This is a genomic window from Enterococcus sp. AMC1251 (genome assembly GCF_058216535.1).
This window is the reverse complement of sequence record NZ_CM177098.1, coordinates 2,732,970-2,759,911: the sequence shown is the minus strand read 5'-3', so window position 1 is coordinate 2,759,911 and position 26,942 is coordinate 2,732,970. Positions and strand designations below refer to the sequence as shown.

Sequence of the window (26,942 nt, the reverse complement as noted above, 5' to 3'; positions counted from 1 at the left end):
ATAAAATAGGAGGAAACAACATGAAAAAAGTTGATTTATTAGTTAGTACAATCTTATTAGGTGCTTTAAGTTTGAGTTTTGCGGCTCCAGCTTTAGCAGAAGATGCAGGAAATTCTGCAACAGTTACGGGAACAGTTACGTTTGAAGCAAATGATAATGCTACAGGTGCTAAAGATCCAGAAGATCCGACAAAACCAAACCCTAATTTACCAGATCCGAATAACTCTACTACTGGTGCAAAGGGTCCTCTTTCTTTAGATGTCGCTCCAAGTGGTTTTGATTTTGGTTCAAATAAAATAAGTATGGGTAAAAAAGATTATGCGTCTAGCATGACAGGGAATCATTATCTGCAAGTAACGGATAATCGTGATGATGCCGATGGATGGACAGTAAAAGTGTATCGTACAGAATTTACGAATGAAACAAGCGCACTATCAGGCTCAACATTCACGATTCCAGCTGGTATAGCACGCAACTCATTAAGTGAGACACCTTCTGAAGAGGATCTAACTATATCTACAGCTGGTAAATTTAGCATTCCTGTAGGTGAATCTTCAGCAATAAGCGTTGTTGGAGCAACAGGTGAAGAAAAAGTTGGTAAACAAACGACAACGTACGTTTGGGATGCATCAGAAGAAGTATTGACGATTCCTGCAAATACAGGAAAACAAGGAACATTCACTTCAACAATTAATTGGGTAGTAGCAACAGAAGTTTATCAATAAAAATAGAGAATGGGGATAATAAAAATGAAGAAATTGAGTATTTTATTTAGTGTCGTTTTTCTAGGTATGTTAACAGCGAGTTTTGAAAAACAAGCTTTAGCGGATGAAATTGGTACAGAAGCAAATCCTGCAAAAGGAACGGCTGCAATTGAATTTACAGACAATACAGGGGTAACTGATCCGAAAGATCCAGAAGATCCGACAAAACCAAACCCTAATTTACCAGATCCAAATAACTCAACTACAGGAGCAAATGGACCACTTTCTCTTGACGTGATCCCTAATGAGTTTAACTTTGGAACTCACGTGGTAAGCTATGGCGAAGGTACGTACAATTCTAATGCAGCTGCTGGAATAAAGCACTATATTCAAGTAACAGACAATCGTGATGATTTAGGCGGCTGGTCAGTTAGTATGAGTCGTACAGAGTTTACGGATGGGACAAATACATTACAAGGATCGCAACTTTACATTCCTGCTGGTACAGCAAGAAACAATTTATCTGCTAATGCAACAATTGCAGATCCGAATATAACTTTAGGTGAAACAAGTGAAGCTAACGGTTTTGAAGGAATGCATTCAATTTCAACAACTGAAAGCACGCTATTTAGTGCTGCAGATAATATTGAAGATCTAGTAGGTAAAGGAACAACTGTTTATTCTTGGGAAGCGGCAGATGAAAAACTTTCTATTCCAGCTGGTAGTGCGAAAAAAGGAACATTTACTTCAACAATTAATTGGGTATTAAATGCGACACCAATGAATTAATTATACAATTAAAGGATGATTAAATATGATCGGATGGAAAAAAAAGTTAATAGCGCTTGGATTGTTCATTTTTTCCTTTGTCCAAGTAACTGCAACAATTGCATACGCGGATAACGAAAACGAAGCTGAAAAGAATTCTTCTATAGGCTATAGTGTGCAAAAAGTAAGTCCAGAAAATGAACTGAATAACTCTAGTTCATTTTATGATTTGTCAGTGAAACCTGGGGAAGAATTTACAATTGAAGCAAAGTTAATAAATCCTTCCGATGAAGAAATAATTATCGAATCCCAGTTTTTCACTACATCGACGAATAAAAATGGAGAAATTAATTATACATCTGAGGTAGAAAAACCCGATAAGAGTTTGAAATACAAGTTTTCAGATATTGGAGAAATTACTGCCTCAGATATAAAAACAACACTTCCACCTAATTCTGATAAAATAATTAGTGCAACAATTGCAGTCCCAAAGGATGTGCCAGATGGTGTTATTTTGGGCTCTTGGTACTTTGAAAAATTAGGTCAAGCAGAAAAAGACAAAGATGATGAAGGTATTGTGATTAAGAATAAATACAGCTATGCGATGGCTGTGAAATTGACTGTAAATAAAGAAATTGAAGAACCCAATCTGAATTTATTAAACGTGACAGTTGGGTTAAATAATTACAGAAAAGTAATAAATGCAAATATTCAAAATAACAAGCCAGCAATCGTCTCTAATTTAGAAATTTCTGCTGAAGTTATGAAAAAAGGTACATTTGACGTTTTATATAAAAATGATGCACAAAATATGATTATGGCACCCAATTCTAATTTTCCTTTCCCAATATTTTTAGGTGAACAGCAGATGAAAGCTGGGGATTACACATTAAAAATGACAGCGACAACAGACGATCCAAAATGGGAGTCTGAGACTTGGGAATGGACAAAAGACTTTACCATTACATCTGATAAAGTCAAAGAAATTAATGATGCTGCAATCAATGATCCTAAAAAACCGACTCTTTGGTGGTTGTATGGATTAATTATTTTAGGAATACTGATTGTTATCGTTTGTTTAGTATGGTTCTTTAAAAGAAAAAAGAAAAATAACGACGTAGAAAAGCCAATCTAAGTAAAAGGGGTACAGGCCATAGGAAGAAAGGAAGAAACAAATGAAACGAATACTTTCTTTATTATTTGGAATAATGTTGTGTGGGAGTTTTCTACTCAATTTCCCACTAAAAACATTAGCTGATGATGGATCTACTACGGTTGCTACGAAAGGTTCCCTTGTCTTAGACGGATGGGCTGAAGAGCCTATTGCTGATTCGAATCAGCCAATCGGTCCTCAAGGGAATTCAAGTCTAAATAACTACAATGAAGGTAATGGTGCTAGAAAGACTCTTCCCCAAACGAATACTAGTTCAAATCTGATATTGAGTCATTTAGGGTTAACTTTATTAATGTTAACTACATTTTTTATGGTAAGTAGAAAAAGATTAGCTTATTCAAAAAAAGAGGTAATAAAATGAATAAAAAAAACGTTACATTATTATTAACTGTTCTTTTTATAAGTGTTCAATTTATAATACCAATTTCGATTGTAAGTGCGCAAGAAACACTAAGTAGTTCTTCATTAATAACATCTGAACATGAAAGAAATGAAGAGGAATCTACGACAATTATGACAGAAGAATTAACTGATGAAACGACTGTCACTACCGAATCAATTGAAAGTCAAAGAACGAATGATTCTTCAGTTCATTTGACCGAAGAATCGATCGTTAATACGACTGAAGAACCAGAAATAGAAGAACCAGCTATAGAAAATAGCAAAGCTCTAAAACCAGGTGTAGTTTTGGCTGAAGGGATGGTTGTATCCGCAGATTTTCCAGATAATATGACACTAGAACAATATTTAGCTCAATATTCTTATCCTCATTTACCGAAGGCAGGCGTTACAAGCGCATACAGATCAGCAGAAAGCGACTTAAGAACACTAAATTCAAGTGAAATTGCATTAGTACGAAATGAAACAGAGCTTATTGCTGCTATTGGGAATGCTAACATTAAAGGAATTAGTGTTATGAAATCTTTTGCGGTCTCAAACAATAGCTATTTTGGAGGAGCGAATAGAAAAATTATTTTGGAAGGGAACGGGATGTTAATTGATTTTAAGCTTACCCTTTCAACTATTTCAGGAGTAAATTCAGAGGTAACAATACAGAATCTAAATATGTATCACGCCAATTATTTTGGAGCAATCCTACCAACTGCATCTACTTCAATATTAAAGTTTCATAATGTGAATGATTACGGAACACAAATAATTAGTTCAGCATTGTTGCCTGTACAAATATCTGGGGATTTTGTTAGTAGATTTTCAACGATAAGCTATACTTCTCCTATTGATGGAACTATAGTATATACACAATATAATGGGCAGCAAAACTTTGAATCTTCAAATATTGAGTTCTTTGCTGATTCTGTAACAACGCTTGAAACCTATAATGGTACAAACATTGATTTAACTGCAGCTGGGAATGTAATTGTGGAAGAAAATGCTAAATTGAATTTGATGGCGGCAAATAAAGAGATGAGCTATGGTGAAGGGATTCAAGGGTATGGTATTAGTACGAGATATGCTTCAAAATTTATTATGGAAAAAAATTCAGAAGTAACCTATACGTATAAAGACCCAGGAAATGGTATCAGGGACTACGCTGGAATTCTTTGGTTTCAATCAGCGGGTAGTAGTTTTACCATGAAAGATGGCGCCAAAATGTATGTAAATAAAGACTCTCATTCTGGAAATAATGGATTAATCCATTTTAATGGAAAAGGGACCTTTAATTTAGATAGTGGTAGTTCCATTGAGATGAATATTAAGGATAAAAATGCTGGTGCCACTGCCATTAGTCTACCAACGGTTGGTTCTGAATTCAATATTGTCAATAATAGTAAAATGAAATTAAATATGACAAATACTGGGACTGGAACCAATCCATTGCTAAATGTTGGTGGACAAGCGAAATTAACGGTTGACTCAGGCTCAATTTTAGACATGCAAGCAACAGGTTACCAATCGAACTTAATTACCTTAGGTAGCGGGACGGCCTCTGCTAACACGCTCTTTACTGTGGGGGAAGATGCAACCCTAAATGTTCATTCATCTAAGCGAACAAATAGTTTAAATGATGTCGTTTCAGTTGGTAATTATGCTACATTTAAAATTAAACGACTGGGAACCTTCAAGTTAGCTGCAAATAAAGCTAGAAATATTTTTTCAGTCGGTTCGAATTCGACTTTTCAGTTTTTCGATGCTAAATTTGTAGATTTTGGCTTTACTGAAAATCCAGATGCGACGAGTTCTCTAATTAATATGAGTGGGAGCGCTGGGAAATTTTTAATAGATATTCAACATATAAAAGCATGGAAACGTACTTCTTCAGCTCTAGTTGATGATAAACCAGACTTTGACTGGAACCCGATGTACGGACTTGAAATTCCTTATTCAGGTAATATTGTAACATCAGCAAATCTCAAGGGGAATTCTACAACGGCAGGAGTTGCTGAAAGTTTCAAAACGAATTTTAAAACAGGTCCGACAATTGGATTTCAACGATTAGTGTTTGAGTTTATTCCAGATGTGACAGTCTCCATTGACAATAGTCCAGTCGATAATCCAAATGATGAAAATTCTAGAATTATAAGAGGGACGACCAAAGGCGGCGCATATGTTCGTTTAGTGGATGAAGTTGTAGCTGGTGGCTATAGTTCTTTTCCAGCAGAAAATAATAAAATCCCTAATCCAGCAGAAAATTTATCAGGGAGTGATACAAAAAACTTTACGACACAAGCAGATTCATCTGGTAAGTTTGAGTTTGAAGTACCAAATGGGAATAAGAATCCATTCGTAGCTGGAAATGAAATTACAGCTTATGCTTTTTTAGATGGTAAATCTGACACGGATAAAAAAGTTGTTTTGGACACTACTGCACCTACTGCGACAGCTATTGAGCAAATGGTATTGGTTAATTCTGATATTCCAGATGCTAAAAGTTTTGTTCCTAATTTAACTGACTCTAATCCTAATGGCAAACCAGTAGCTTCTTATTTAGAATCAGAAGAAGTTTTAAGCGAATATCTTTCTGTGATTGGGCAATACGATATAACAATTAGAGCAGTTGATGTAGCTGGAAATGAAGCAACTTTTCCAACTAAATTGACTGTTGTTGATAAATCTCATGATTTGACAGGTCAAGACGTTACATTAAAAATTACTGAAATTGAGGATTTATCGAAAACTGAATTTGAAGAGCTATTAAAAAGAAAAGTAAATGCTTCCGCTTATTCACTTATAGGTGGTATCTTAACAGACTTAACGAATAAAATTAGTTATGATTTTTCAACTGTATCTCAAAGTGCGGGGGATTATTCTTTACGTTTTAGTTTATCAGAGACAGATTCAGGTGTTGTTGGAGGATTAACGTATACAGTGAAGGTTACAATTGGGGCGTTAAATCCGACAAGTCCAGTAGATCCCGACAATCCAGGCGCTGGAACACCTCCACCTGGAGGAACAGAAAATAGTGGAACTGGAGCAACAGGATCATTACGAATAGATTATGCACCATCTTCTATTAACTTTGGAAGTATACCATTTTCTTATACTACTACTACACATCAAGCAAAGCTAAGTACTAATACCGAAGGGCAGCCGTTAGATAAGCAATGGATTCAAGTATCGGATAATCGTTCGGATGGTAATGGTTGGAGTGTTAAAGCTGAGCAAATAGAAGCCTTTAAAGACGATCAAGGAAATGAGTTAAAAGGAACAACATTGACTATTCCTAAAGGGACCATTTATAATTCAGAAGTGACAGGTTCTGTTGATACGGATGGTTCTAACTCGAAAATGATAGCTCAAGAAGGATCTATTCTTTCTGGAACAAGTGCTACTCTTTTTGGGGCACATGATGCTGGTAATGATAGTATTGGAAAAAATATCAGTACTTATCAATGGGATCCAACGAAAGTAACTATTAGTATCCCAAGGGGAACAGCAAAGACTAAGACAAAATATCAGACTACCATTAATTGGTCGTTGACCAGTGAGGCCACACAATAACATATTTTCAAATATAAAAGTATGAAAGGCGTTTGTTTGATTAATTACATCAATCTGGTCAAGTTAATCAGATTAAGTACAAACTGGCGTAGAAAAATAATTAGTCTGTAAGATTCGATAATTATTCGATTCTTACAGACTAATTTTATTTTAGAATAGTCAATGAATTATTTTTTGTGATGAAAGGTAACTATTAAGTTTTCAATGCTATAAGGAGCTGTTTTTAAGAAATTCATCAAATGTATCATGTAATGTTTTTATATCACGTCCATTTAATTCTGGACTTAGATAACAAATAAATGCCGTTTGATTTTTATCAGATATATTTGTTGAAAAGCTTAAAGTAGAATTTGTATTGATCGTGATATCAACAGCTTCATTAGTAAAAAGTAATTTGTAATAATGGCTAAAGGAATAAGTAATTAGCGTTTCAACCATTGATTTTTCTAATTCTGACTTCAAATTTATAATTTCTAACCGTATTTCTCTTTCAAAATAGGGAAAAGGTCTATATTCCCCGAAAAGAAATTTGTATCGTTTCTTAAGTAAAGAGGTATTTAGAAAAATTTCTTTTTGTGTACTGTCAATATCTTTTTCTAAAAGATGCTCTATTTTATTTTCTAAAATAGGCGTGTTTATATTTAACCTTTTTTCAATATATTTATCCGGCCAGTTAGGATAAATCATTTGTTCACAATAAATACTATATAAATATCCTTTTAGTTTTGTTAATTGATCAATCTCTTTTTCAGAAATTAATTCTAGAAAGTCAGTTGTAGCAGAGTCTACAAGAGCTGAAAGACGGAGACTGTACTCACGAAAAATTTCAAATGTAAAAGAAGCATTTTTAGTGTAATAAAATGAATCATAACTTAAAAGATTAAACAAAAAAAATGAAATTTCGTGATTATAATTACGCGTAAAAATGCTAAATGAACGAGTTGTTTCAAAAAAGTGAGTAAATAATTCTTTGCCTTCAGCTAGTACAGCAGACGTTAATTCTATCAATCGGTTGTTACGAATACGTATCAGTTGAATAGCTAAATCAAAAATGATTTCTTTGAAAAAAATATCGTTATCAATTGTTATTTTTGAAAAATTAAGAAAATCGTTTTTTAGTGTATCATAATCAATATATTGCTGGAATGGCCAAGGCTGTCCTAGATAGACTTCTGTTAAAGCATAGTATGCTAATTTTCGAATAGTGGATTCGTCACCAGTTAAATTTAGGACACCATTTTTTGAGATGACTTTTAGTTGATAGGCAGAAAATTCTATTCTAAGAGCTTTCAATCTGCGACGAAACGTAGCGATATTTACATCATTCTCAATGCAAAAATTAGTTACATTTATTTCAAATCCTAAAATCAGTAGAATTCCTAATTTCACCGATGTACAGCTTTGAACTAAACTATTTCTTAAATAGATATATTGTTCAGCATCTTTAATTTTAAAGTAAACAACTTTGCTATCATACGAAAGTTCCATAGCAGATGGATGGACATTCTTCATATCTAATTTTAATAAGTCTAAGTATTTTTTTAATGTAATTTCTGAAAAAGAAGTAGTGTGTTTTAATTGATTGATTGTAACAATAAAATCATTATCTACTAAATTATCCAAAATCAATAATTTAGTTCTTACTTCTGTATCATAAAGTATTATTTTATTTTTATTTTTCATTTTCAACCTCTCTTTATTTTTTGGTTAAAATTATTATTTTTTTTATATTTAAATAAAATATATCTAATTTCTGTAATGAAGTAAAGGAATTTGATACATGCGTGTATGAATAAAAATAAGTGAGTTTTTTGAAATATTTCATTTTCAGGATAAAGATCGAATGGCATTTCAAGTAGTTGAATAAATTTATTTTGTGATTAAATGAAAAATGTGTATGTAGAATAACAAGAAATTTAAGTAGGGGAGCTAATGGTTAAGAAAAACTTAAAAATATCTAAAAGATGTCCATTAGATGTCTTTTGTGTTACGATTGTGTTACGAAAGTATTAAAGGAGTTTTTCATGAAAAAAATAATGGTGGTTGTTAGTTTGCTATTTCTATTTTTACCTATTATTTGCCATGGAGAAGAAAGTGGAGAATCTTCTACTGAATCAAAATTCGATGATTCAAATGAATTATCGTGTCAGTATGCTCGAAAGCAAATTTTAGATGGGAAAACAACAAGGATTAAGAAGAAAAAAGAAGAGGTTTATCTCGAATTTCCTTTTAAAAACAGTCCATATATGAGTTTTGCAACGTTTGTGTTGAATGGGCCAACGAATAGTTATGGTGGATTTATTGAAACGATTTTTTATCGGGATGAGATTAAGATCAAAGAGATGTATTATGAGAAAGATCCGGTTAAAACTGATAAAATAGGTATCTATACAACGGATTTATGTTTTACTTCAGAAGAAGGAGTCATTTATCATTACAAAAATGTTCCATATTTAGTTAATAGTGATAAGCCAACAACGTTCTTTTCAAAGGTGAATTTTAATAAAGAAAATAAAACGATATCTGGTGAGGTCATAACACCAACATTAAAAAATACTTATCACATTGAACTTTTCTACACAGATAATGATGAGTACCATTACCAGGAAGGGGTGGTAGATAAAAATGGTGCATTTAGTATTGATTTAAATCGAGAAGGTATTGAGGGGAGAATGTATCTTAGAGCAAGTGATGGATTAGGAAATTATGCCGATGCCTGTGATATTATAAAAGAAGGAAGTACCAATTATCCTGTTCCACCAAAAGTTTTGAAGACAGCAAAAGAAAATCAGAAAGTCATTAAACGTAAAGAGAATTCTTTTGGAATGATTGTCATTATTTTTATTCGAATATTCGCTGTATTTTTGCTATTTTTGGCACTTCTTCGCTTGAGAGTACTTTTAAAGAGACGAAAAAAGTATAAACAATAAGATACTATCTAAAAAAAATAGTGAATTTTAACTAAAAGTATACACGTCAATAAATAAGACCTGTTAATAGGAGGTGATTAGCATGAAGATCAGTGTTAGACATCGATACATCAAAAAGATTCCCGTTCTGGAAGTTGTCTCAGAGGAAGAGAAAAATAATACGTTGCCTTTAGTGATATATTATCATGGTTGGCAATCGGCGAAAGAACTGTCACTGACCCAAGCTCGGAAATTAGCGAAAAAAGGAATACGTGTGATCTTACCGGATGCAATGAACCATGGTGAACGAAAAACAGGACCGATCTCACCAATCCCGTCAGTAACTTTTTGGTCGAGTATTCAATACAATATTATTGAGTTTACCCAGTTGGTGCGTCATTTTGAGAGACAGCAGTTGATCGAAGGAGGGAAAATTGGCGTTGGTGGTGTCTCGATGGGAGGAATCACAACCTGTGCTTTGCTGACTCAACATCCAGAAATCAAAATAGCTGCTTGCCTGATGGGAACACCAGCACCGCAGCGTTATATTGATCGAGTGATGGAGCGGTCAGTGGAAATGGACTTTTTTGTACCATATGATTTGCCCTTATTGCTTAGCTGGGTTGCGAAGTATGATCTTTCAAAAGTTCCTGAAAAGTTAGCACAGCGTCCAGTTTTATTCTGGCATGGGACACAAGATTCTAAAATTCCTTATGAGGATATGGCTAATTTTTACCAAGTGATTCAAAGTGAGTCTTATGCCAAACGTAGTCGATTTATTACTGGTGAAGGTGAGGGACATCTGGTCAAAGGGGAGATGATGGAGGTCGTTGCTGATTTTTTTGAAAAGGAATTAATTTATTGTTAAAGCGAACTCAAACAAAAGTGATCTACCCCAGAAAATAAGCTGAAATTCGCGAAACTTACTTTGCTAAGATTGGTGAATTTCAGCTTTTCTCATGTTTTGTTCGGATGGTGTTTCAGGCACTTAGTTTTTATTTTGTGGATTGCTTATTTTAGTTTAAATTTAACTTGTGTATTGTCGTTAAATTGCCCTTGATATTGGAATTGTTTGTAGCTTGTACCTTTACCTAGTTTATTTAAAATATGTGAAGTGATTTCTTTTTCACTACCATTTTTTAGATCTAAGCCAGCAATGATACCTTCGATTTTTTCTTCAGCAGCACTGCCTTGTAATTGAATTTTATTCGATTTATCTTGGTATTGCGCTTTGATCGTGCCGTTTGAATTTACTTGATACTGTAATTGGACTTGTTGCCCGGTTTTGTAGGTTACTTGAATTTCTAATTTTTTCAAATCGGATTGCTCAGGAGTAACAGGTGTTTCAGGCGTTTCGGGTTTTTCTGGAACTTCTGGCGTTTCTGGATCAGTAGGTGTTTCAGGTTCTTGGGGTTTCTCAGGAACTACAGGCGTTTCTGGAACATAGTATGATTGTAAGCCGAATTCTGCTTTTACATACCCTTTCGTAATCAAGATCACTTTAAGATGTAACTCTTTTTGGTACGTCATTTTTTGTAATAAGTTTACTGATTTGTAGTAATTTCTACTGAAATCTCTTGCAATTACAGTGGCATCTGATGATGAATAACCAGCTGCTTCCCAAGTACTTGCTTTAACAAGTTCACTGTATACAGACGATACATTTGAACTGGTTAACGATAACCCTGTGTACGTTAAGATGTCCGCTTTATTGAATAAAGTGACTGTCTTATTGTAATTTGACTCCACTACTGTTGCTGCGTCTGCTGAGTTTGACACCACTGCCAAACTAGCGGAACATAAGCTGATTGCTAATCCTGCAACCATCATACCTTTAAAAAATTTCATAAAAATACCTCCTCTTTTTTGCTACTATTTTATGAATAGTAGCTTGCCTATATTATTATCCAAAGTAGATATAAAGTAAATATAAATGAGTGATTTCTCATAATGTTTGAAATTTTTTATTATTATGAGTAGGCAATGAAAGAGAAAATTGATTGAATTAAGTTAGTTGACTCATAATGTTTTGATTTTTGATATAATGTGTAAAGAAGTAAAGAGAAGTGTAGAAAGGAACTGTAATGATGAAAAAAGCAACGATTAATAAAACGGTGAATTTGTTAGATGGAGGCTGTAATGCTTGCGGAATTATTGAAGATGAAAATTACACATTGACAATAGATGAACAGGTCATTCCTTTGGAGGTATTGACAGTTAATTCTTTGATAACGGCGATTGTTTTAAAAAATGGATATACACGAGACTATCTGATGGATGTTATTGATGATTATACGTTATATAAAAAAGATGACTATCAAGTTACGCTTAAAGAAGAATATGATTTTTTGACTTATTCGAATAATGCAGTGACAATTGAAACAAAAGATCAAATTATAGATGAAAAAAAGTTAACAGAAAAAGTGAATGAAATCTTGGATGTTCTTTTCAATGTGGAGAAATTAGCGTTTAGTAATTAGACAAGTTTGTAAAAAAATTGAGGTCGGGACGAAGTAAGAGTGATGTCCCGACCTGCTTTTTTGTTATTCTATTTGAAAAAGTTCTGACATCCCTACTTTTTCAAATCTTTCTTGCGAATCAGAAGGACTCTCATCATGATCGTAAACCAATAGCTTGAAATCCTCTGTTTTTGGGATTCGTAAGTATGTTTCACTGTCAGTTAAAAGGATGATTTGCTGGCAAAGCCACTCAAGAACCGTTTGGATATCTTGATCATCTTCTACCCAATCATCAAACAAGTGCAGAGAAGCAAAGCGCTGATTTTCATCCCAGTCTCTAGAATTGTATTTCGTATCTTCTAATTGTGATTTGCTATGGCCCTTACTCATATAATAATTCGTTGTTTCTTGCCAAAGTTCCACAGTATTAAAACAAAGGTTGATTTCACCTTCTTCATGAATATTGCAGTCTAAAGCAAAGGCATAAAACGTTTCATCAGGATGATCTAATAAAAAGTTATCGATGCTATCTGTCAAAAAGTTGAAAAAGAATTCTTGCTGCTTTTCTAAAAAATAGTCCATTTTGCATCCTCCGTATGTTATGTCCTTTAAACATTGAAACAGATAGTAGTATGAATGTCTATCTAAAGTTGATTTTTATAATAAGATAGCTGTTTTTTAAGAAAATATAAAGATTGTTTTATTTAATAGTATCTGTTATTATATACCGCTTCTATTTAAAGTACAATTATAGAGCGTTCTATTAAAAAGCATCGTTATGAGTTTAGATTATTTAGCTAAAATTTAATTTGACTTTGTGATTCGATACGCTTATAGTTTAAATTGAATTAAATACTTGTTAGGTGAGGCTCCTATATAAACACAAGCTACTGCTCAGAAATGTCGAAAGACAGGTACGGGTAGGACAAGATTCGTCGAATTAAGGCGTTTTTCAAAGTAGCTAAAAGCAATGCTTTTTACGTTATATAGTGCTAAAACTCAACGAAGAGAAGATCTGGTTAAATTGTAAATCCATGAAATATTATGTGTTTACCTTCTCCTGTAATCTAATCCCTTCGCTGAGTATTCTTGGTGAGGGATTTTTTCTTTTATCTAAGAAAAATTGGAGCTAATTAGTTTCATGTGCTATACTACGCTTTGCTTTAAATATGAAACAAGTCTAATCAATTTTTATGTTTAGAAAGGAATAAACAATGAAAAAATCTGTAAAAATAGTGACAATTGTCTTGTTATCGACCCTTCTTGTAGTCGTGAGTGCAGGCTGTTATGCAGCAGTATCATTTCAAACGGCAAAAGAAAAAAGTGGATCCAAACTTCCTAATATAAATCAAAATTTTACTGGTGATGAACAAACGAGTGATAAAGAGCTGACGGTTATGGTTGTTGGGAATGATTCTAGAGACGATGATGAAGATCAAGGTCGCTCAGATACGTTGATGGTCGGTCACTATGATGGGAAAACGAAACAGCCAAAACTGATTTCAATCATGAGAGATAGTTATGTAACATTTCCAGATGGCGGGCAAGATAAAATAAACGCTGCATACGCATATGGTGGTGCACAAATGACAAAAGATGTGTTGAAGATGAATTTTGATTTGCCGATCAATTATTATGTTGTCTTAGACTTTAAAGAATTTAGTGATATTATTGATGAGCTTTATCCTAAAGGGGTCAAGATTGACTCTGAAAAAGAGATTAATTTAGATGGCGTGGATATTCCTAAAGGAGAACAAATATTGCATGGAAATAGTTTATTGCAATATGCTCGTTTTAGAATGGATGAAGAAGGCGATTTTGGTCGTATCAGACGCCAGCAACAAGTGATGGATGCGCTAATTGAGCAGTCTAAAGATTTAATTCCAATTTGGGAATTACCTCAAGTCGCTGGGAAAATGGTTGGAAAAATCGATACAAATGTGCCGACGAGTTTATTAATTGATATAGCAAAGGATTTTCTTACTGGGAAAGTGAAACCTTTAAAATCACTCTCCGTTCCAGTTGAAGATTCTTGGAACTTTAATGATTATACTGAATCAGGAAGTGTAATCGAGCTTGATGAACAAAAGAATGCTGAGGCGATTAAGGCATTTTTGAAAGATCAATAAAACGTCATTAAATAATAAAAATGATTCGTTTACTCTCTTATTTTTATAGTGAGTAGGCGAATTTTTTTGAATTGGTAAAATATATCGGCTTATTTCTATGCGTTGTGATCTAGCGTGTGCTATTCTTTAAGAAAACGGTTTATTTTATAGAAGGAAGGTTTTATTGTGAAAGTCGTGATCATTGGTGCTTCATTTGCCGGGGTTTCCGCTGCTTGGTCGATCAGAAAAAAACATCCCGCAGCGGAAATTCATTTAATCGACAAGCAACGTACAATTGGCTATCTGCCTGGAGGAATTAGTCTTTATTTTAATGAAACGATTGATCTTTTGAACATACCTAAGTTTATTTCAGAAGAACAGTTAATAGATAATGGTATTTGTTTGATGTTAAATTCAGAAGTAGTTAGCATCGATTCAAAACAACATATCCTCACTTATGAAAAACAAGAATCAGCATTTTTTATGTCATTTGATAAGTTGATTTTAGCTACAGGCTCTAGTCAATGGTCTCAAAAAATTCTTGGTAGTGATTCCGAAAAAGTTTTAAAATATAAATTTTTACCTGGGGCGCTACAAGCTATCGAACATTTGGAAAGTAGTACTAAGATAGCTTTGATCGGCGGTGGTCAAATTGGTGCAGAAGCAGCAGATACGTTGCTGAAAAAAGGGAAAGACGTGCATCTTTTTGAACGTATGGATTATTTATTATTTAAGTATTTTGATAAAGAAATGATTCAGCCCGTTCAAGCTGAAATGGTTTCTCGTGGCGTTGTCTTCCATTTTGATGAGACGGTTGAAAAAATAATAGATACAGAGAAAGAGCTTCTCATCGAGACGAAAAAATCCCAACTAATCTGTGATAGCGCTATTTTTGCTATGAATGTCCGTCCTGATTTAAGCTATCTAGATGAGCACATCAAGATGCATACGGATCAAACAGTTTTAGTGAATGAGTATTTACAAACCTCTCAAGAGAATATTTTTGCGATTGGCGACTGTATTCAAGTTCCTTACAGTTTATCAAAAGAATCCTTTTACATTCCATTAGTAAACAATGCGGTGAGGTCTGGATTAGTGGTGGCTCAAAATCTTGTAGAACCCACCACGCCTTTTATCGGCTCAATTCGTACAATCGGAACAAAACTTGTGGATTATTATGTGGCAAGTACTGGCTTGACTGAAGCAGAGGCGCTATTTTATACACAACCGATAGCTGTTGCTCATGTTCAGCAAAAAAGTTCTTTATTTTCTGGCGGTGAAAAAATACAGGGAAAAATTATTTTTGAAAGAGATAGTCATAGATTACTAGGAGCCCAATTGGTTTCAAAGGCGGATATCTTAGAGAAAATCAATACACTAGCGCTTGGAATTCAAGTCGGCCAAACACTTGAGGAGTTTTATCAAAAAGATTTTTTGTATCATCCGTATTATTCTAATGTGATTGATGTTACCAACCAATTAGCTTTTGAGGGTTTGCGGAGTGTTGCAGATGAAGATTGAGAAATTATTAGATAGAAAAGAAGCGAGAGAAGTTGGGATTTTAAAGAAAGTTATCATCGCTGGTGGCCGTATTACGGATACTGATTTGCTCGATTATTTAGGTATTTCAAAGGCTTCTTTGGAAAGTGATTTAAAGGAGTTAGGTTATTACTTAAAGCCTTATGACAGAGACTGCAAGCTATTTTATGATGGTCAATGCGTAGCAATTCATATGTCAGATAAGTTTTCGATCAGTAAAGTTTTGGATGATTATGTTCGAGCGTCGATCAAGTTTCAGTTGATCGATTACTTATTTCATTATCGTGAATTTACTATTGCACAGCTGACCACCAAATTTATGATCAGTGAGTCTTCTTTGTTTCGAAAAATCAAAGAACTAAATCTCTTATTAGAAGAGTTTGAACTTAAAATTGGTAATGGTCAATTAAAAGGTGAAGAACTGCAAATTCGTTATTTCTATTTTCAAATATATTGGTTTTTGACTCCTTATGAGCAACATCAAGAAAAAACATTAACAGTTCAAAACACTAGAATTATTGAGGCACTGGAAAAAGCGTTATCTCTTTCTTTTGAGGAACATAGCAAATTGAAAATTAGTTTATGGTTGACGATTAGTAAAAAAAGAATTGTGGTTCAATCAAAAATATTTAAAAAATTATATGCTAAACGTCAGATGTATGAACAAGATCCTTTTTTTAAAACCTTGCGTTCGTTTGTCTTACGTTTTTTTAGCCGATATCCGCTTGAAATTGATGAAGAAGAGAGTCTCTTGCACTTTGTTTTTTTAATGAGTATGTCTGTTTTATCCGAGTCAGATTTTACAATGTATAATTTAATTCGAGGTAGGCGTACACCAACTTCATTAGCAGATACATTTGTCTTAGAGCATGTAATTTTGTATTATCGTCCGCAAAAATTTTTCCCAGAATTAGAGAAAAAAATTTTTTATTATTTCTCGCAAATTCATAGTCGATTGTATTTTTTTAAAGGTGAATTGGAATTGTTTGACCGAGAGAATATTTGGCAAAAGGAACAGCATCTTTCTAGCCACCAGCTGGCGGATTTTTCTCGGATTCTTTTAGATAAAAGTTTAGAATGCTTTGGGGAAAGGTATCAAACGGGTAATAGTTTATATGAATGGTCATTGGTGAAATATCTTAGTGTACTGGCAATCATTGATTTTGAAATCGTCGGTGAAACTCGGATCGGGATTGATTTAAAAATGGATCATTTGTATAAGGAAGTAATGACTCAGGTTTTAGTCTTGAGTTTGAAAAATTTGAATGGTTTAACGATTGAATCATTTGATTCAAAAAGATCGTATGATTTGATGATCACAAATATTATGAAGCCACATACTTATCGCTATGCAAAAGAGGTTTATGTGTTATCGGAACTTGGGTCAATGTATGATATCAATCAAATCAGGAAGAAAATCCGCGAGTTGCATACTAAAAGTTAAATCGAATAAAAAGACTAAATATAAAATGAGTTGCTATTTTGTTTTTGGTCTTTTTTTATTGATAGGAAAAGGTTATTTTGAAAAACGTTCATTTATTTTTGAAATAAAAAAAAAGATGACGTTTTTATGAAACTATTTCCTATTATTATAAATACATAAAATATAAAGCGGTTTCAAGAAGGAGAGGGAATTCTAATGACAGAACAAAAATACATCATGGCAATCGATCAAGGAACAACCAGTTCAAGAGCAATTATTTTTGATAAGAAAGGTAATAATATCGGTAGTTCTCAAAAAGAATTTACACAAATTTTTCCTAAAGCAGGTTGGGTCGAGCATAATGCGAATGAAATTTGGAATTCCGTTCAGTCAGTAATAGCAGGTGCTTTAATCGAATCAGGGGTAAAACCTTCTGATATCGCTGGAATCGGCATTACCAACCAACGTGAAACAACAGTCGTTTGGGACAAGCAAACGGGCTTACCTATCTATAATGCGATCGTGTGGCAGTCTCGGCAGTCTTCACCAATCGCCGATCAATTAAAAGAAGATGGTCATGGGGATATGATCCATGAAAAAACAGGTTTGATCGTGGATGCTTATTTTTCAGCAACGAAAATTCGCTGGATTTTAGATCATGTTGAAGGTGCACAAGCACGAGCTGAAAAAGGAGAGCTATTATTTGGAACAATTGATTCTTGGTTAGTTTGGAAATTAACGGGTGGAGAAACCCATGTAACAGATTATTCCAATGCGAGTCGTACGATGCTATTCAATATTCATGATTTAGATTGGGATCAAGAAATTTTAGATATTTTAAATATTCCACGCGCAATGCTACCTAAGGCAACCTCGAATTCAGAAGTTTATGGATTGACGAAGAACTATCATTTCTACGGTAGCGAAATTCCTATTTCAGGTATGGCGGGTGACCAACAAGCTGCATTATTTGGACAAATGGCTTTTGAACCTGGAATGGTCAAAAATACGTACGGTACAGGTTCATTTATTGTCATGAACACAGGGGAAAAACCTCAGCTTTCTGATAATAATCTACTGACAACGATTGGTTATGGGATTAATGGTAAAGTTTATTATGCATTGGAAGGAAGTATCTTTGTGGCTGGTTCAGCGGTTCAATGGCTAAGAGATGGCTTGAAAATGATTCAAACGGCTGCTGAATCAGAGGCTGTAGCAAATGAATCACACAACAAAAATGAAGTCTATGTTGTGCCTGCTTTCACGGGACTTGGTGCGCCTTATTGGGATTCTAATGCAAGAGGAGCAGTCTTTGGATTAACGAGAGGAACGACGAGAGAAGATTTTGTCAAAGCTACATTGCAAGCAGTCGCTTACCAAGTAAGAGATATTATCGATACGATGCAAAAGGATACAGGTATTGATATTCCAATGTTAAAAGTAGATGGTGGAGCTGCGAACAATGATTTATTGATGCAATTTCAAGCGGATATTTTAAATATATCTGTCCAAAGAGCTCAAAATTTAGAAACAACAGCATTAGGAGCAGCTTTTTTAGCTGGTTTAGCCGTTGGTTTTTGGAAAGATTTAGATGAATTAAAAGAGTTTTATGAAGATGGACAAGTGTTTGAAGCGAAAATGTCAGATGAAGAGCGTGATGATTTATACGAAGGCTGGCAACAAGCAGTCGCTGCAACGCAAATGTTCAAACATAAATCAAAATAAAGAAAGAAGTGAATGGTATGTCATTTTCAATTCAAACGAGACGAGCATCAATTGAAAAGATGAAGTCAAAAGAATTAGATTTATTGATTATTGGCGGTGGGATTACAGGTGCTGGTGTGGCGTTACAAGCAAGTGCAACGGGCATGAAAACAGGACTAATTGAAATGCAGGATTTTGCTGAGGGAACATCTTCACGTTCAACAAAATTAGTTCATGGTGGAATTCGTTATTTGAAAAATTTTGATGTGGAAGTTGTTGCAGATACGGTTCAGGAGCGAGCGGTTGTTCAAACGATAGCGCCTCACATTCCTAAACCGGATCCCATGCTATTACCGATTTATGATGAGCCTAAAGCGACATTTAATATGTTTTCCGTCAAAGTAGCAATGGATTTATATGATCGCTTGGCAAATGTAATTGGCACAAAGTATGAAAACTATACGCTGACAAAAGAAGAAGTGCTAGAACGAGAACCTCAATTAAAAAGTGAAGGATTACAAGGAGGAGGTGTTTACCTGGATTTTAGAAATAATGACGCTCGTCTTGTAATTGAAAATATAAAACGTGCTGCAGCTGATGGCGGTTTGATGGTTAGCAAAGTCAAAGCAGTTGGCTTTATCCAAAACAATCAAGGCAAGATTAGTGGTGTGAAAGCGAAAGATTTGTTAACAGGTGAAAAATTTGAAATTAAGGCTAAGATTGTCATTAATACCACAGGACCTTGGTCTGACAACGTTAGAGGTTTAGATACTAAAGAACAGTTAGTTCCACAAATGCGTCCAACAAAAGGTGTTCATTTGGTTGTGGACAGTAGTAAATTACATGTACCCCAACCTACTTATTTTGATACAGGAAAACATGATGGACGGATGGTATTTGTAGTTCCTAGAGAGAAAAAAACGTATTTTGGAACGACGGATACGGATTATATCGGGGACTACGAACATCCCACTGTTACAAAAGAAGATGTCGATTACTTGTTAGAAATTGTAAATAGTCATTACCCTAAAGCGAACATAACGATTGATGATATTGAAGCGAGCTGGGCAGGTTTGAGACCCCTAATTTCAGAAAATGGCGGTTCGGATTATAACGGCGGCATGAATGGCAAAATATCGGATAATAGTTTCGATCAAGTAATCGATATTGTTGATAAATATCAAAATAAAGAAGCTACACGTTTTGATGTAGAAAATGTCTTAAACCACATAGAAGAGTCATTAGCTGAAAGTAAAGAAAATCCTTCTGCTGTTTCTCGAGGTAGTTTGTTGGAGCGCTCAAATAATGGATTATTAACACTTTCAGGCGGAAAAATTACGGATTATCGCAAAATGGCTGAAGGTGCGATGAAAAAAATTCAATGTATTTTAAAAGAAGAATTTCATTGTATGATTGAATTGATTGATTCAAAAACATACCCCGTTTCAGGAGGAAATATCGATGCAACAAATGCAGAATCAGAACTAAACAATCTTGCCCAAATTGGTGTGAAAAAAGGATTGAGCCAAGAAGATGCAGAATACCTTGCTCATTTATATGGTTCAAATGTGACAACTCTTTTTGAAAGCATTTCGACTACTGAACCTGTAAAAGGGCTGACTTTAGCGGAGACTCTGTCTCTTCAATATGCATTAGAAAATGAAATGGTTCTGACACCAGCCGATTATCTTGTACGTAGAACGAATCACTTACTCTTTATGAGAGATACGCTGGACGAAGTGAAGCAAGGAGTAATTTCTGAGATGAGTCATTATCATAATTGGTCTGAAAAACAAATAGAGCAGTATACCAAAAATCTAAACGAGTTAATCGCAGAATCGGACTTGAGTACATTGAAAGAAGGGACGAAGTAAAATGGATACTTCAAATATGACGCAGATTTTCAGTGAGTTTTTAGGAACGATGATTTTGATTCTTTTAGGTGATGGCGTATGTGCGGGAGTAAATTTGAAAAAAAGTAAGTCCACCGCATCGGGTTGGATTGTCATTGCGTTTGGCTGGGCGATGGGTGTCACGATTGCAGTCTATGTTGCAGGGTACATGGGCCCCGCTCATTTGAATCCAGCGGTGACGGTTGCAATGGCGATGACAGGTAGTTTTGATTGGAGTTTAGTTTTACCGTTCGTTGTAGCACAAGTACTTGGAGCACTTGTTGGGGCTGTTTTAGTTTGGTTAGCTTATTTACCACATTGGCAAGTAACGAAAGATCAAGGAGCGATTTTAGGGACATTCGCTACTGAACCTGCGATTCGTAATTATCCAGCGAACATGATGACTGAGGTTATCGGCACATTTGTTTTGGTTTTGGGATTACTTTCATTTTCTCAACACAATTTTGCAGATGGCTTAAATCCATTGGCTGTTGGGGCATTGATCTTGTCTATTGGTCTATCTTTAGGAGGACCTACGGGATATGCAATTAATCCTGCTCGTGATTTTGGTCCACGTTTAGCGCATCAATTATTGCCAATTTCAACTAAAGGACATTCTGATTGGAGTTATTCATGGGTTCCTATTGTTGGTCCTATAATTGGTGCGGTTGTTGCTTCCGGTATATATATGATGATGCTTTGATTTTCATATGAGAATTAAGAGTTGAGGAAAGCAATTTTCTTAGCTCTTTTTTAATTGCCTATAAATTGATAAAGAAAATCTACATTTGACTATTTCATTTGTGAAAGATACTTTATAATAAATACTATCAATTGAGAAGAGGGGAAGATATGGAGCATAGTACTTTTTTGTCATCCGATCAAAAAACAACGAGTCATTTTATTTGTTGGAAGCCTATAGGTGAAGCCATTGGAACGGTTCAAATCATTCATGGAATGGCGGAATATATTGAACGTTATAATGACTTTGCGCAGTATCTAAATGAGTTGGGATTTATCGTAGTTGGTCATGATCACCTAGGCCACGGTGATTCTGTTTCAAAAGTTTCACCAAAACATGGGTATTTTGGTGAAGCTGAGCCAGTGCGTTTCGTGCTAGAAGATATTCATCAGATCAAAGAATGGATTGAAAATAGCTATCCAGAGTTGCCGCATTTTATGCTAGGTCATAGTATGGGATCATTTGCGTTACGCAATTATTTACAATTATATGAAGCTAAAATTAGTGGGGCTATTTTTATGGGTACGGGTAAAAAGCCTGCAATGCTTCCGTTAGCCCTTTCTTTAACGAAAGGACTGAACTTAACGGCTCCTGGAAAGCAAAATAAATGGTTGGATCAATTAGCGTTTGGTTCATTTAGCAAGCAGTTTAAAGAAGTGGGTAAGTTTAATTGGTTAAGTAAAAATCAGGAGAATGTGAAACGATATGAAGAGGACTCCTTAACAGGTTTTATGTTCACAAACAATGGCTTCTACACGTTATTTCGTTTAGTTGACGGAGCAAATTGTGCTGATTGGGCGCAGAAGATTAATCAAGAGTTACCAATTTTAATTATTAGCGGTGAGCAAGATCCAGTTGGCGATTTTGGTAAAGGTCCTAGGAAGGTTGCAAAAGAGTTGGATGAGGCGAATGTTAAAGATGTCTCACTGGTGTTATTTGCAAAACTACGACATGAAATTTTATTTGAAAGTGAAAAAAAACAGGTGTATAAAGCAATCCGCAATTGGTTAAAAAAAAGACTGAATTCTTAGTTAAAAGACTAGAAATTTGTTTGCTATTTAGTGGTTTTTTCTATAAACTACAATATAAGGTTAAAAATCAAAGTGATTTATTATAGGGAGGGATGCATGTGGAAAAAACGAGAGTAAGAAAATTAGGCTTGGCAAACTTAAAGTGGCTCCACGAGCATCCAATATTGAAAAGACAAAAAGAAAAGAAAATCAGTCAATCTTTATTCAATGATCCTTGTTGGAAGAAAGCACAAACGATTGCGATTACTAAATCGTTAGATGTTGAATTTAATACGCATATTCTGCTTGTTAAAGGCTGGGAAGAAGGAAAGCAAATGCTAATGCCGATAACAGGTCATAAGCGGAAATTAACGTTTCATTCTGTGACAGCCGAAACTGAATTTGAAACAACCGCATTTGGTGTGGATGAACCTGTGGCAGCTCCCGAAGTCTCTGTTGAAAAAATTGATTTATTGGTTGTACCAGGAATCGTGTTTAAGCGAGAGGGGTTTCGAATTGGTTTTGGTGGAGGCTTTTACGATCGGTTTTTGGAGCATTATCAAGGTGAAACATGTAGTTTGGTATTTAGCGAACAAATTCAGGAAAATTGGCAGGTGGAATCTTTTGATTTACCTGTAAAACGATTATTTATCAGCTAGGAGGAACGCATGAATTATCAAATGCAAATAAAAATAAAAAAACTTTTAAAACAGCCACTAGTGACGTATCTTTTACTTGGGATCACGACGATTGTTTTTTTAGGAATGGAATTGTCAGGCGGATCGGAAAATAGTCAGGTTCTGATCGATTGGGGCGCAATGTCGCGAGTAGAGATTCTTTATTTACATCAATATTGGCGTCTATTTACACCGATGTTTTTACATATCGGTTGGTTGCATTTTGCAGTGAATATGGTGACACTGTACTATGTCGGTTCACAAGTTGAGAGTATCTATGGTCACTGGCGTTATCTTCTTATTTATCTATTGAGTGGTATATCTGGGAATATTATTAGTTTTACTTTTGGTTCGCCAGCTAGCATTTCAGCAGGTGCTAGCACATCTTTATTCGGATTGTTTGGCGCTTTTGTTATTTTAGGTCGTCATTTTAAAAACAATCCAGCGATCTCATTTATGGTACAACGTTATGCGATGTTTATCGGTATCAATTTGATTTTTAATTTATTTAGCAGCTCAGTTGATATTATGGGGCATATTGGAGGCTTGATCGGTGGGCTTTTAGTAGCATCTGCTTTAGCTGTACCGGATCGTTCGGAAGAGTTCAATATCCACGAACGAATTATATGTGGTATCATTTTTGTTTTTTTATTAGGTGTTTGTCTAGCCTGGGGTTTGAAAAAATTCGGTTTACTTGTATAATAAGGAAGTGCATTTAATGGAAACGCTATATGATGTGCAGCAGTTATTTAAGCAGTTCGGTATTTACATTTATGTAGGTGCTAGAATTTACGATATTGAGTTGATGATGATTGAACTGAAAAATATCTATGAAGGTCAGTTGATTGATAAAGACACCTATCTCCATGCGAGAAGTGTTTTGCAACGAGAACATCGAATTGAAGAAAGCAGAGCAACTGAGAAAGGAACCGAGTAAATGGATAAGAAATTGATTGGGATTGACTTGGGCGGAACAACGATTAAGTTTGCAATTTTAACAACTAATGGAGATGTTCAGCAAAAATGGAGTATTGAAACCAATATTCTGGATGAGGGTCGGCATATTGTGCCAGATATCATTGAATCAATCAATCATCGGATTTCTCTTTATGAGATGAAACATGAAGATTTTATTGGTATCGGTATGGGTACTCCCGGCAGTGTAGATATAAAAAAAGGGACTGTAGTCGGTGCTTATAACCTTAACTGGACAACAAAACAAAATGTAAAAGCGCAAATAGAGGAAGCTACTGAAATTCCTTTTGTTCTAGATAATGATGCCAATGTAGCTGCTTTAGGTGAACGTTGGAAAGGTGCTGGTGAAAACAATCCAGATGTTGTTTTTATCACGCTTGGAACAGGAGTTGGCGGCGGTATTATTGCAGAAGGGAATTTATTACATGGTGTTAACGGTTGTGCGGGTGAGATTGGACACGTAACTGTTGATCCGGGTGGTTTTGAATGTACTTGTGGTAAACGTGGTTGTTTAGAAACTGTTTCTAGTGCTACTGGTGTGGTTCGGGTTGCTCGTCATATGTCTGAAGAATATGCGGGGGATTCGCAGTTGAAGCAAGCCATTGATGATGGTCAAGACGTTTCAAGTAAAGATATCTTTGATTATGCAAAAGCAAACGATCCGTTTGCCTTGATGGTTGTTGACCGTGTATGCTATTTCTTAGGTTTGGCGGTCGGAAATCTTGGTAATACGCTAAATCCATCAAGTATCGTGATTGGCGGTGGAGTTTCTGCAGCAGGTGAATTTTTACGTAGCCGTGTCCAAACATATTTTGAAGAATTTACTTTCCCAGAAGTTCGTAGTAGCACGCAAATCAAACTTGCCGAGCTAGGCAATGAAGCAGGTGTTATCGGAGCGGCTTCACTGGCATTACAATTTATGGAGAAAGAGTAAGAAAGGGATTTTATAATGAATGTTTTATGGATTATCAACGGTGTTTTAATAACAATTTTATTAGCAATTGGAGCAAATGAATTATATCTTCGAATCATGGCAAAACGCTCAGCCAAAACAATCACAGAAGAAGAATTTAAAGAAGGTATGAGAAAAGCTCAAATTATTGATGTCCGTGAAAAAGACTCATTTGATGCAGGTCACATTCTTGGAGCACGCAATATGCCTTATACAACGATCAAAACGACACTAAATTCAATTCGTAAAGATCAACCAGTCTATCTATATGATCAAAAAAAATCATTGAGTATTCGTACAGCTAATCAATTACGAAAAAATGGTTTTAAAGATCTTTATATTTTAAAAGGCGGTTATGAAGGCTGGACTGGAAAAACGAAGAAGAAAAATGCTTAATTAATAAAAGGCAGAGAGAAACGCTGGTTCGAAAGAGGCTCTTTGTCAACGAATGTTGGTGAAGAAAATCTAAAGAATTAAATCAATTAGTATGAGACCTAGAGGAAAAATTCCTCTAGGTTTTTTGTTTGCCTGAAAAAAATGGTACCAAAACATAAAGAAATTCTCAATTTAAAATTATAAAAATTACGAAACCCATAAGCATTTCTCTTCAACACCTTAATATGGTTATTTAGACATTCCAGTGGTCCATTAGAATAAGGCAATTCTAGCGCAGGTCTAATTTCATTTTGGACCTTCTTAAAAGTACCAATAGTCGTTTGATAATAGCTGGGAAGACGGCTGAACTCTTCGTCTAATAGGGCGTAAAACCAAGCGAAATCTCTTGTCTGTATGGCATAAAGAAAGTCCTGATAACAAGTGTAGCCCATTTTCAACGCGTCATCATACGCAAGTAAACGATCAACGATTTCTGTTTCAGTTAAATAGGTGCGGAAGGAAGAACGCCAAAGCCGTTTTCAAAAACAAGCTTCGATTGATTTTTTTAAGGAAGTTTCCAGTATTTCTTCAAGTGTCGATACTTTTTCGCTCCGGTATTCCCCTGATGAAGAAACGTGTTCATTCTCTGACATCATTCAGTAAAATCAGAGAAGTGGTATAGCCCCAACGGATAATAGAGGCTTCCTCTTCCGATTCGCAATGAGGACAAACATGAGCAGCATAATCGAGCGTACCTGAAAAGACCTAGCAGATTCTTCCTTTTGATTGGTTTTCGTCGACTTAATTCTAAAGGATATCAGGGTGTCTTTTCTATTATTTTGCATTAAAAAAAGATGCCAGTGAGTTCTCACCAACATCAGAAAGTATAGAGCCTCGAAAGATGGACAACGTTTTCTTCTCTGTGTTTTTTTAATTCTGAACCGAAAATCATTTGACTTTTGCCTGCATATCTAATAAATAAAAGATAGTTAAGGTGAAACCAATTATGAAGTACGGATTTTTATTTATAGTGGTAAACAGCCAGTAAATTCTGAGAGAAATCTACTTTAAAATTTGTAAATACTCATCGCATACTAAATCTAATTTTCATCATTTTAACTTATTGATAAAAGTTGTTTTACGGAAGTTGCTTGTTAGGATAAAATGAAGATGAGGTGACAAAAAATGATTCAAATAAAAAGAGCTTATGAAAAGCCAAATACTGATGATGGTTACCGTGTATTAGTCGATCGTTTATGGCCTAGAGGAATATCAAAGAAAAAAGGGCACTTAGATTTGTGGTTAAAGGAAATTGCACCTAGTAAAGAACTTAGAAACTGGTTCAATCATGAACCAGATAAATTTCCTATATTCAAAAGAAAATACCAAACTGAATTAAAATCAGGTGTAGCTCAAGCTGCATTTCAAGAGCTTTTGCAACGCATGAAAAAGTATCCTGTTATGACGCTGATTTATAGTGCAAAGGATGAAGTACATAATAATGCTATTGTACTAAAAGAAGTTTTAGAAAAAAAGAGTCACATTAATCTAAAAAATTAAGTTGAAAGGAG

The 26,942-nt window shown here is 34.9% G+C and carries 24 protein-coding genes, 1 pseudogene and 1 riboswitch; of the genes and pseudogenes, 21 read left to right on the top strand and 4 right to left on the bottom strand.

The annotated features are described in order from the left end of the window. The first annotated feature begins 20 nt into the window (after positions 1-20). Genes AC4BBR_RS12990 through AC4BBR_RS12970 form a run of 5 tightly spaced genes read left to right on the top strand, consistent with a single transcriptional unit; the run spans position 21 to position 6,606 of the window. The gene (locus tag AC4BBR_RS12990) at positions 21-725 is read left to right on the top strand and encodes a WxL domain-containing protein (RefSeq protein WP_490459944.1); all 705 of its coding nucleotides are present in this window, start codon (positions 21-23) and stop codon (positions 723-725) included. Between the two features lie 24 nt (positions 726-749). After that, positions 750-1,493 (top strand): WxL domain-containing protein, encoded by a 744-nt coding sequence (locus tag AC4BBR_RS12985; protein WP_490459943.1) that lies wholly within the window; start codon positions 750-752, stop codon positions 1,491-1,493. Between the two features lie 25 nt (positions 1,494-1,518). Continuing rightward, positions 1,519-2,607, top strand: coding sequence for a WxLIP family cell surface protein (locus AC4BBR_RS12980; protein ID WP_490459942.1), 1,089 nt, complete (start codon positions 1,519-1,521; stop codon positions 2,605-2,607). 40 nt (positions 2,608-2,647) lie between these two features. After that, positions 2,648-3,007 carry an EF2685/EF0750 family sortase-dependent surface protein gene (locus AC4BBR_RS12975; protein ID WP_490459941.1) on the top strand — a complete coding sequence of 120 codons (360 nt, stop codon included), beginning with the start codon at positions 2,648-2,650 and terminating at the stop codon, positions 3,005-3,007. Next, positions 3,004-6,606 (top strand): WxL domain-containing protein, encoded by a 3,603-nt coding sequence (locus tag AC4BBR_RS12970; protein ID WP_490459940.1) that lies wholly within the window; start codon positions 3,004-3,006, stop codon positions 6,604-6,606. The genes AC4BBR_RS12975 and AC4BBR_RS12970 overlap by 4 nt, the downstream gene beginning before the upstream one ends. 207 nt (positions 6,607-6,813) lie before the next feature. On the opposite strand, the gene AC4BBR_RS12965 is transcribed toward AC4BBR_RS12970, so the two are convergent. Further along, on the bottom strand, positions 6,814-8,289 hold the full coding sequence (locus tag AC4BBR_RS12965; protein ID WP_490459939.1) for a hypothetical protein: 1,476 nt from the start codon (positions 8,287-8,289) through the stop codon (positions 6,814-6,816). A gap of 341 nt (positions 8,290-8,630) precedes the next feature. On the opposite strand from AC4BBR_RS12965, the gene AC4BBR_RS12960 reads away from it, so the two are divergent. Continuing rightward, a complete protein-coding gene (locus AC4BBR_RS12960; RefSeq protein ID WP_490459938.1) occupies positions 8,631-9,536 on the top strand; it encodes a hypothetical protein in 906 nt (301 codons plus the stop codon). Positions 9,537-9,618: 82 nt separating this feature from the next. Further along, positions 9,619-10,383: an alpha/beta fold hydrolase gene (locus AC4BBR_RS12955; RefSeq protein WP_490459937.1), complete on the top strand. Its 765-nt coding sequence runs from the start codon at positions 9,619-9,621 to the stop codon at positions 10,381-10,383. Between the two features lie 143 nt (positions 10,384-10,526). Here AC4BBR_RS12955 and AC4BBR_RS12950 read toward each other — a convergent pair whose 3' ends face one another. Continuing rightward, positions 10,527-11,363: a YusW family protein gene (locus AC4BBR_RS12950; protein ID WP_490459936.1), complete on the bottom strand. Its 837-nt coding sequence runs from the start codon at positions 11,361-11,363 to the stop codon at positions 10,527-10,529. Between the two features lie 236 nt (positions 11,364-11,599). Here AC4BBR_RS12950 and AC4BBR_RS12945 point away from each other — a divergent pair, with 236 nt between their 5' ends. Continuing rightward, positions 11,600-11,995 (top strand): DUF4809 family protein, encoded by a 396-nt coding sequence (locus AC4BBR_RS12945; protein ID WP_490459935.1) that lies wholly within the window; start codon positions 11,600-11,602, stop codon positions 11,993-11,995. Between the two features lie 63 nt (positions 11,996-12,058). On the opposite strand, the gene AC4BBR_RS12940 is transcribed toward AC4BBR_RS12945, so the two are convergent. Further along, the gene (locus tag AC4BBR_RS12940) at positions 12,059-12,556 is read right to left on the bottom strand and encodes a DUF4303 domain-containing protein (protein ID WP_490459934.1); all 498 of its coding nucleotides are present in this window, start codon (positions 12,554-12,556) and stop codon (positions 12,059-12,061) included. A 266-nt stretch (positions 12,557-12,822) separates the two neighbouring features. Continuing rightward, positions 12,823-12,991, top strand: a riboswitch (M-box (ykoK) riboswitch). Between the two features lie 197 nt (positions 12,992-13,188). On the opposite strand from AC4BBR_RS12940, the gene AC4BBR_RS12935 reads away from it, so the two are divergent. The 12 genes from AC4BBR_RS12935 to AC4BBR_RS12880 all read left to right on the top strand — a co-directional run bounded on the left by AC4BBR_RS12935 (position 13,189) and on the right by AC4BBR_RS12880 (position 25,392). After that, complete coding sequence (locus tag AC4BBR_RS12935; protein WP_490459933.1) at positions 13,189-14,103, top strand: LCP family protein; 915 nt, start codon at positions 13,189-13,191, stop codon at positions 14,101-14,103. Positions 14,104-14,268: 165 nt separating this feature from the next. Then, positions 14,269-15,603 carry an FAD-dependent oxidoreductase gene (locus tag AC4BBR_RS12930; protein WP_490459932.1) on the top strand — a complete coding sequence of 445 codons (1,335 nt, stop codon included), beginning with the start codon at positions 14,269-14,271 and terminating at the stop codon, positions 15,601-15,603. Further along, the gene (locus AC4BBR_RS12925; protein ID WP_490459931.1) at positions 15,593-17,065 is read left to right on the top strand and encodes an AcpB/EbpR/MafR family transcriptional regulator; all 1,473 of its coding nucleotides are present in this window, start codon (positions 15,593-15,595) and stop codon (positions 17,063-17,065) included. Before AC4BBR_RS12930 ends, AC4BBR_RS12925 begins: the two co-directional genes overlap by 11 nt. 195 nt (positions 17,066-17,260) lie before the next feature. After that, positions 17,261-18,769: a glycerol kinase GlpK gene (glpK, locus tag AC4BBR_RS12920; protein WP_490459930.1), complete on the top strand. Its 1,509-nt coding sequence runs from the start codon at positions 17,261-17,263 to the stop codon at positions 18,767-18,769. A 17-nt stretch (positions 18,770-18,786) separates the two neighbouring features. Continuing rightward, entirely contained in the window at positions 18,787-20,622 is a 1,836-nt protein-coding gene (glpO, locus tag AC4BBR_RS12915; protein WP_490459929.1) for a type 1 glycerol-3-phosphate oxidase, read from the top strand. A 1-nt stretch (position 20,623) separates the two neighbouring features. Further along, positions 20,624-21,343 carry an MIP/aquaporin family protein gene (locus AC4BBR_RS12910; RefSeq protein WP_490459928.1) on the top strand — a complete coding sequence of 240 codons (720 nt, stop codon included), beginning with the start codon at positions 20,624-20,626 and terminating at the stop codon, positions 21,341-21,343. Positions 21,344-21,492: 149 nt separating this feature from the next. Continuing rightward, positions 21,493-22,413 carry an alpha/beta fold hydrolase gene (locus AC4BBR_RS12905; protein WP_490459927.1) on the top strand — a complete coding sequence of 307 codons (921 nt, stop codon included), beginning with the start codon at positions 21,493-21,495 and terminating at the stop codon, positions 22,411-22,413. A 98-nt stretch (positions 22,414-22,511) separates the two neighbouring features. Beyond that, positions 22,512-23,051 carry a 5-formyltetrahydrofolate cyclo-ligase gene (locus AC4BBR_RS12900; RefSeq protein WP_490459926.1) on the top strand — a complete coding sequence of 180 codons (540 nt, stop codon included), beginning with the start codon at positions 22,512-22,514 and terminating at the stop codon, positions 23,049-23,051. Between the two features lie 9 nt (positions 23,052-23,060). Next, positions 23,061-23,771, top strand: a complete 711-nt coding sequence (locus tag AC4BBR_RS12895; protein ID WP_490459925.1) for a rhomboid family intramembrane serine protease — start codon at positions 23,061-23,063, stop codon at positions 23,769-23,771. 16 nt (positions 23,772-23,787) lie between these two features. Continuing rightward, entirely contained in the window at positions 23,788-24,006 is a 219-nt protein-coding gene (locus AC4BBR_RS12890) for a YqgQ family protein (RefSeq protein WP_490459924.1), read from the top strand. Then, entirely contained in the window at positions 24,007-24,978 is a 972-nt protein-coding gene (locus AC4BBR_RS12885) for an ROK family glucokinase (RefSeq protein WP_490459923.1), read from the top strand. A 15-nt stretch (positions 24,979-24,993) separates the two neighbouring features. Beyond that, positions 24,994-25,392, top strand: coding sequence for a rhodanese-like domain-containing protein (locus AC4BBR_RS12880; protein ID WP_490459922.1), 399 nt, complete (start codon positions 24,994-24,996; stop codon positions 25,390-25,392). A gap of 98 nt (positions 25,393-25,490) precedes the next feature. On the opposite strand, the pseudogene AC4BBR_RS12875 reads toward AC4BBR_RS12880, so the two are convergent. Further along, positions 25,491-26,020: pseudogene (locus tag AC4BBR_RS12875) on the bottom strand (transposase); the annotation flags it as partial. Positions 26,021-26,556: 536 nt separating this feature from the next. Between AC4BBR_RS12875 and AC4BBR_RS12870 the strand changes: the two are divergent. Beyond that, positions 26,557-26,931, top strand: a complete 375-nt coding sequence (locus tag AC4BBR_RS12870) for a DUF488 domain-containing protein (protein ID WP_490459921.1) — start codon at positions 26,557-26,559, stop codon at positions 26,929-26,931. Positions 26,932-26,942: the final 11 nt, after the last annotated feature.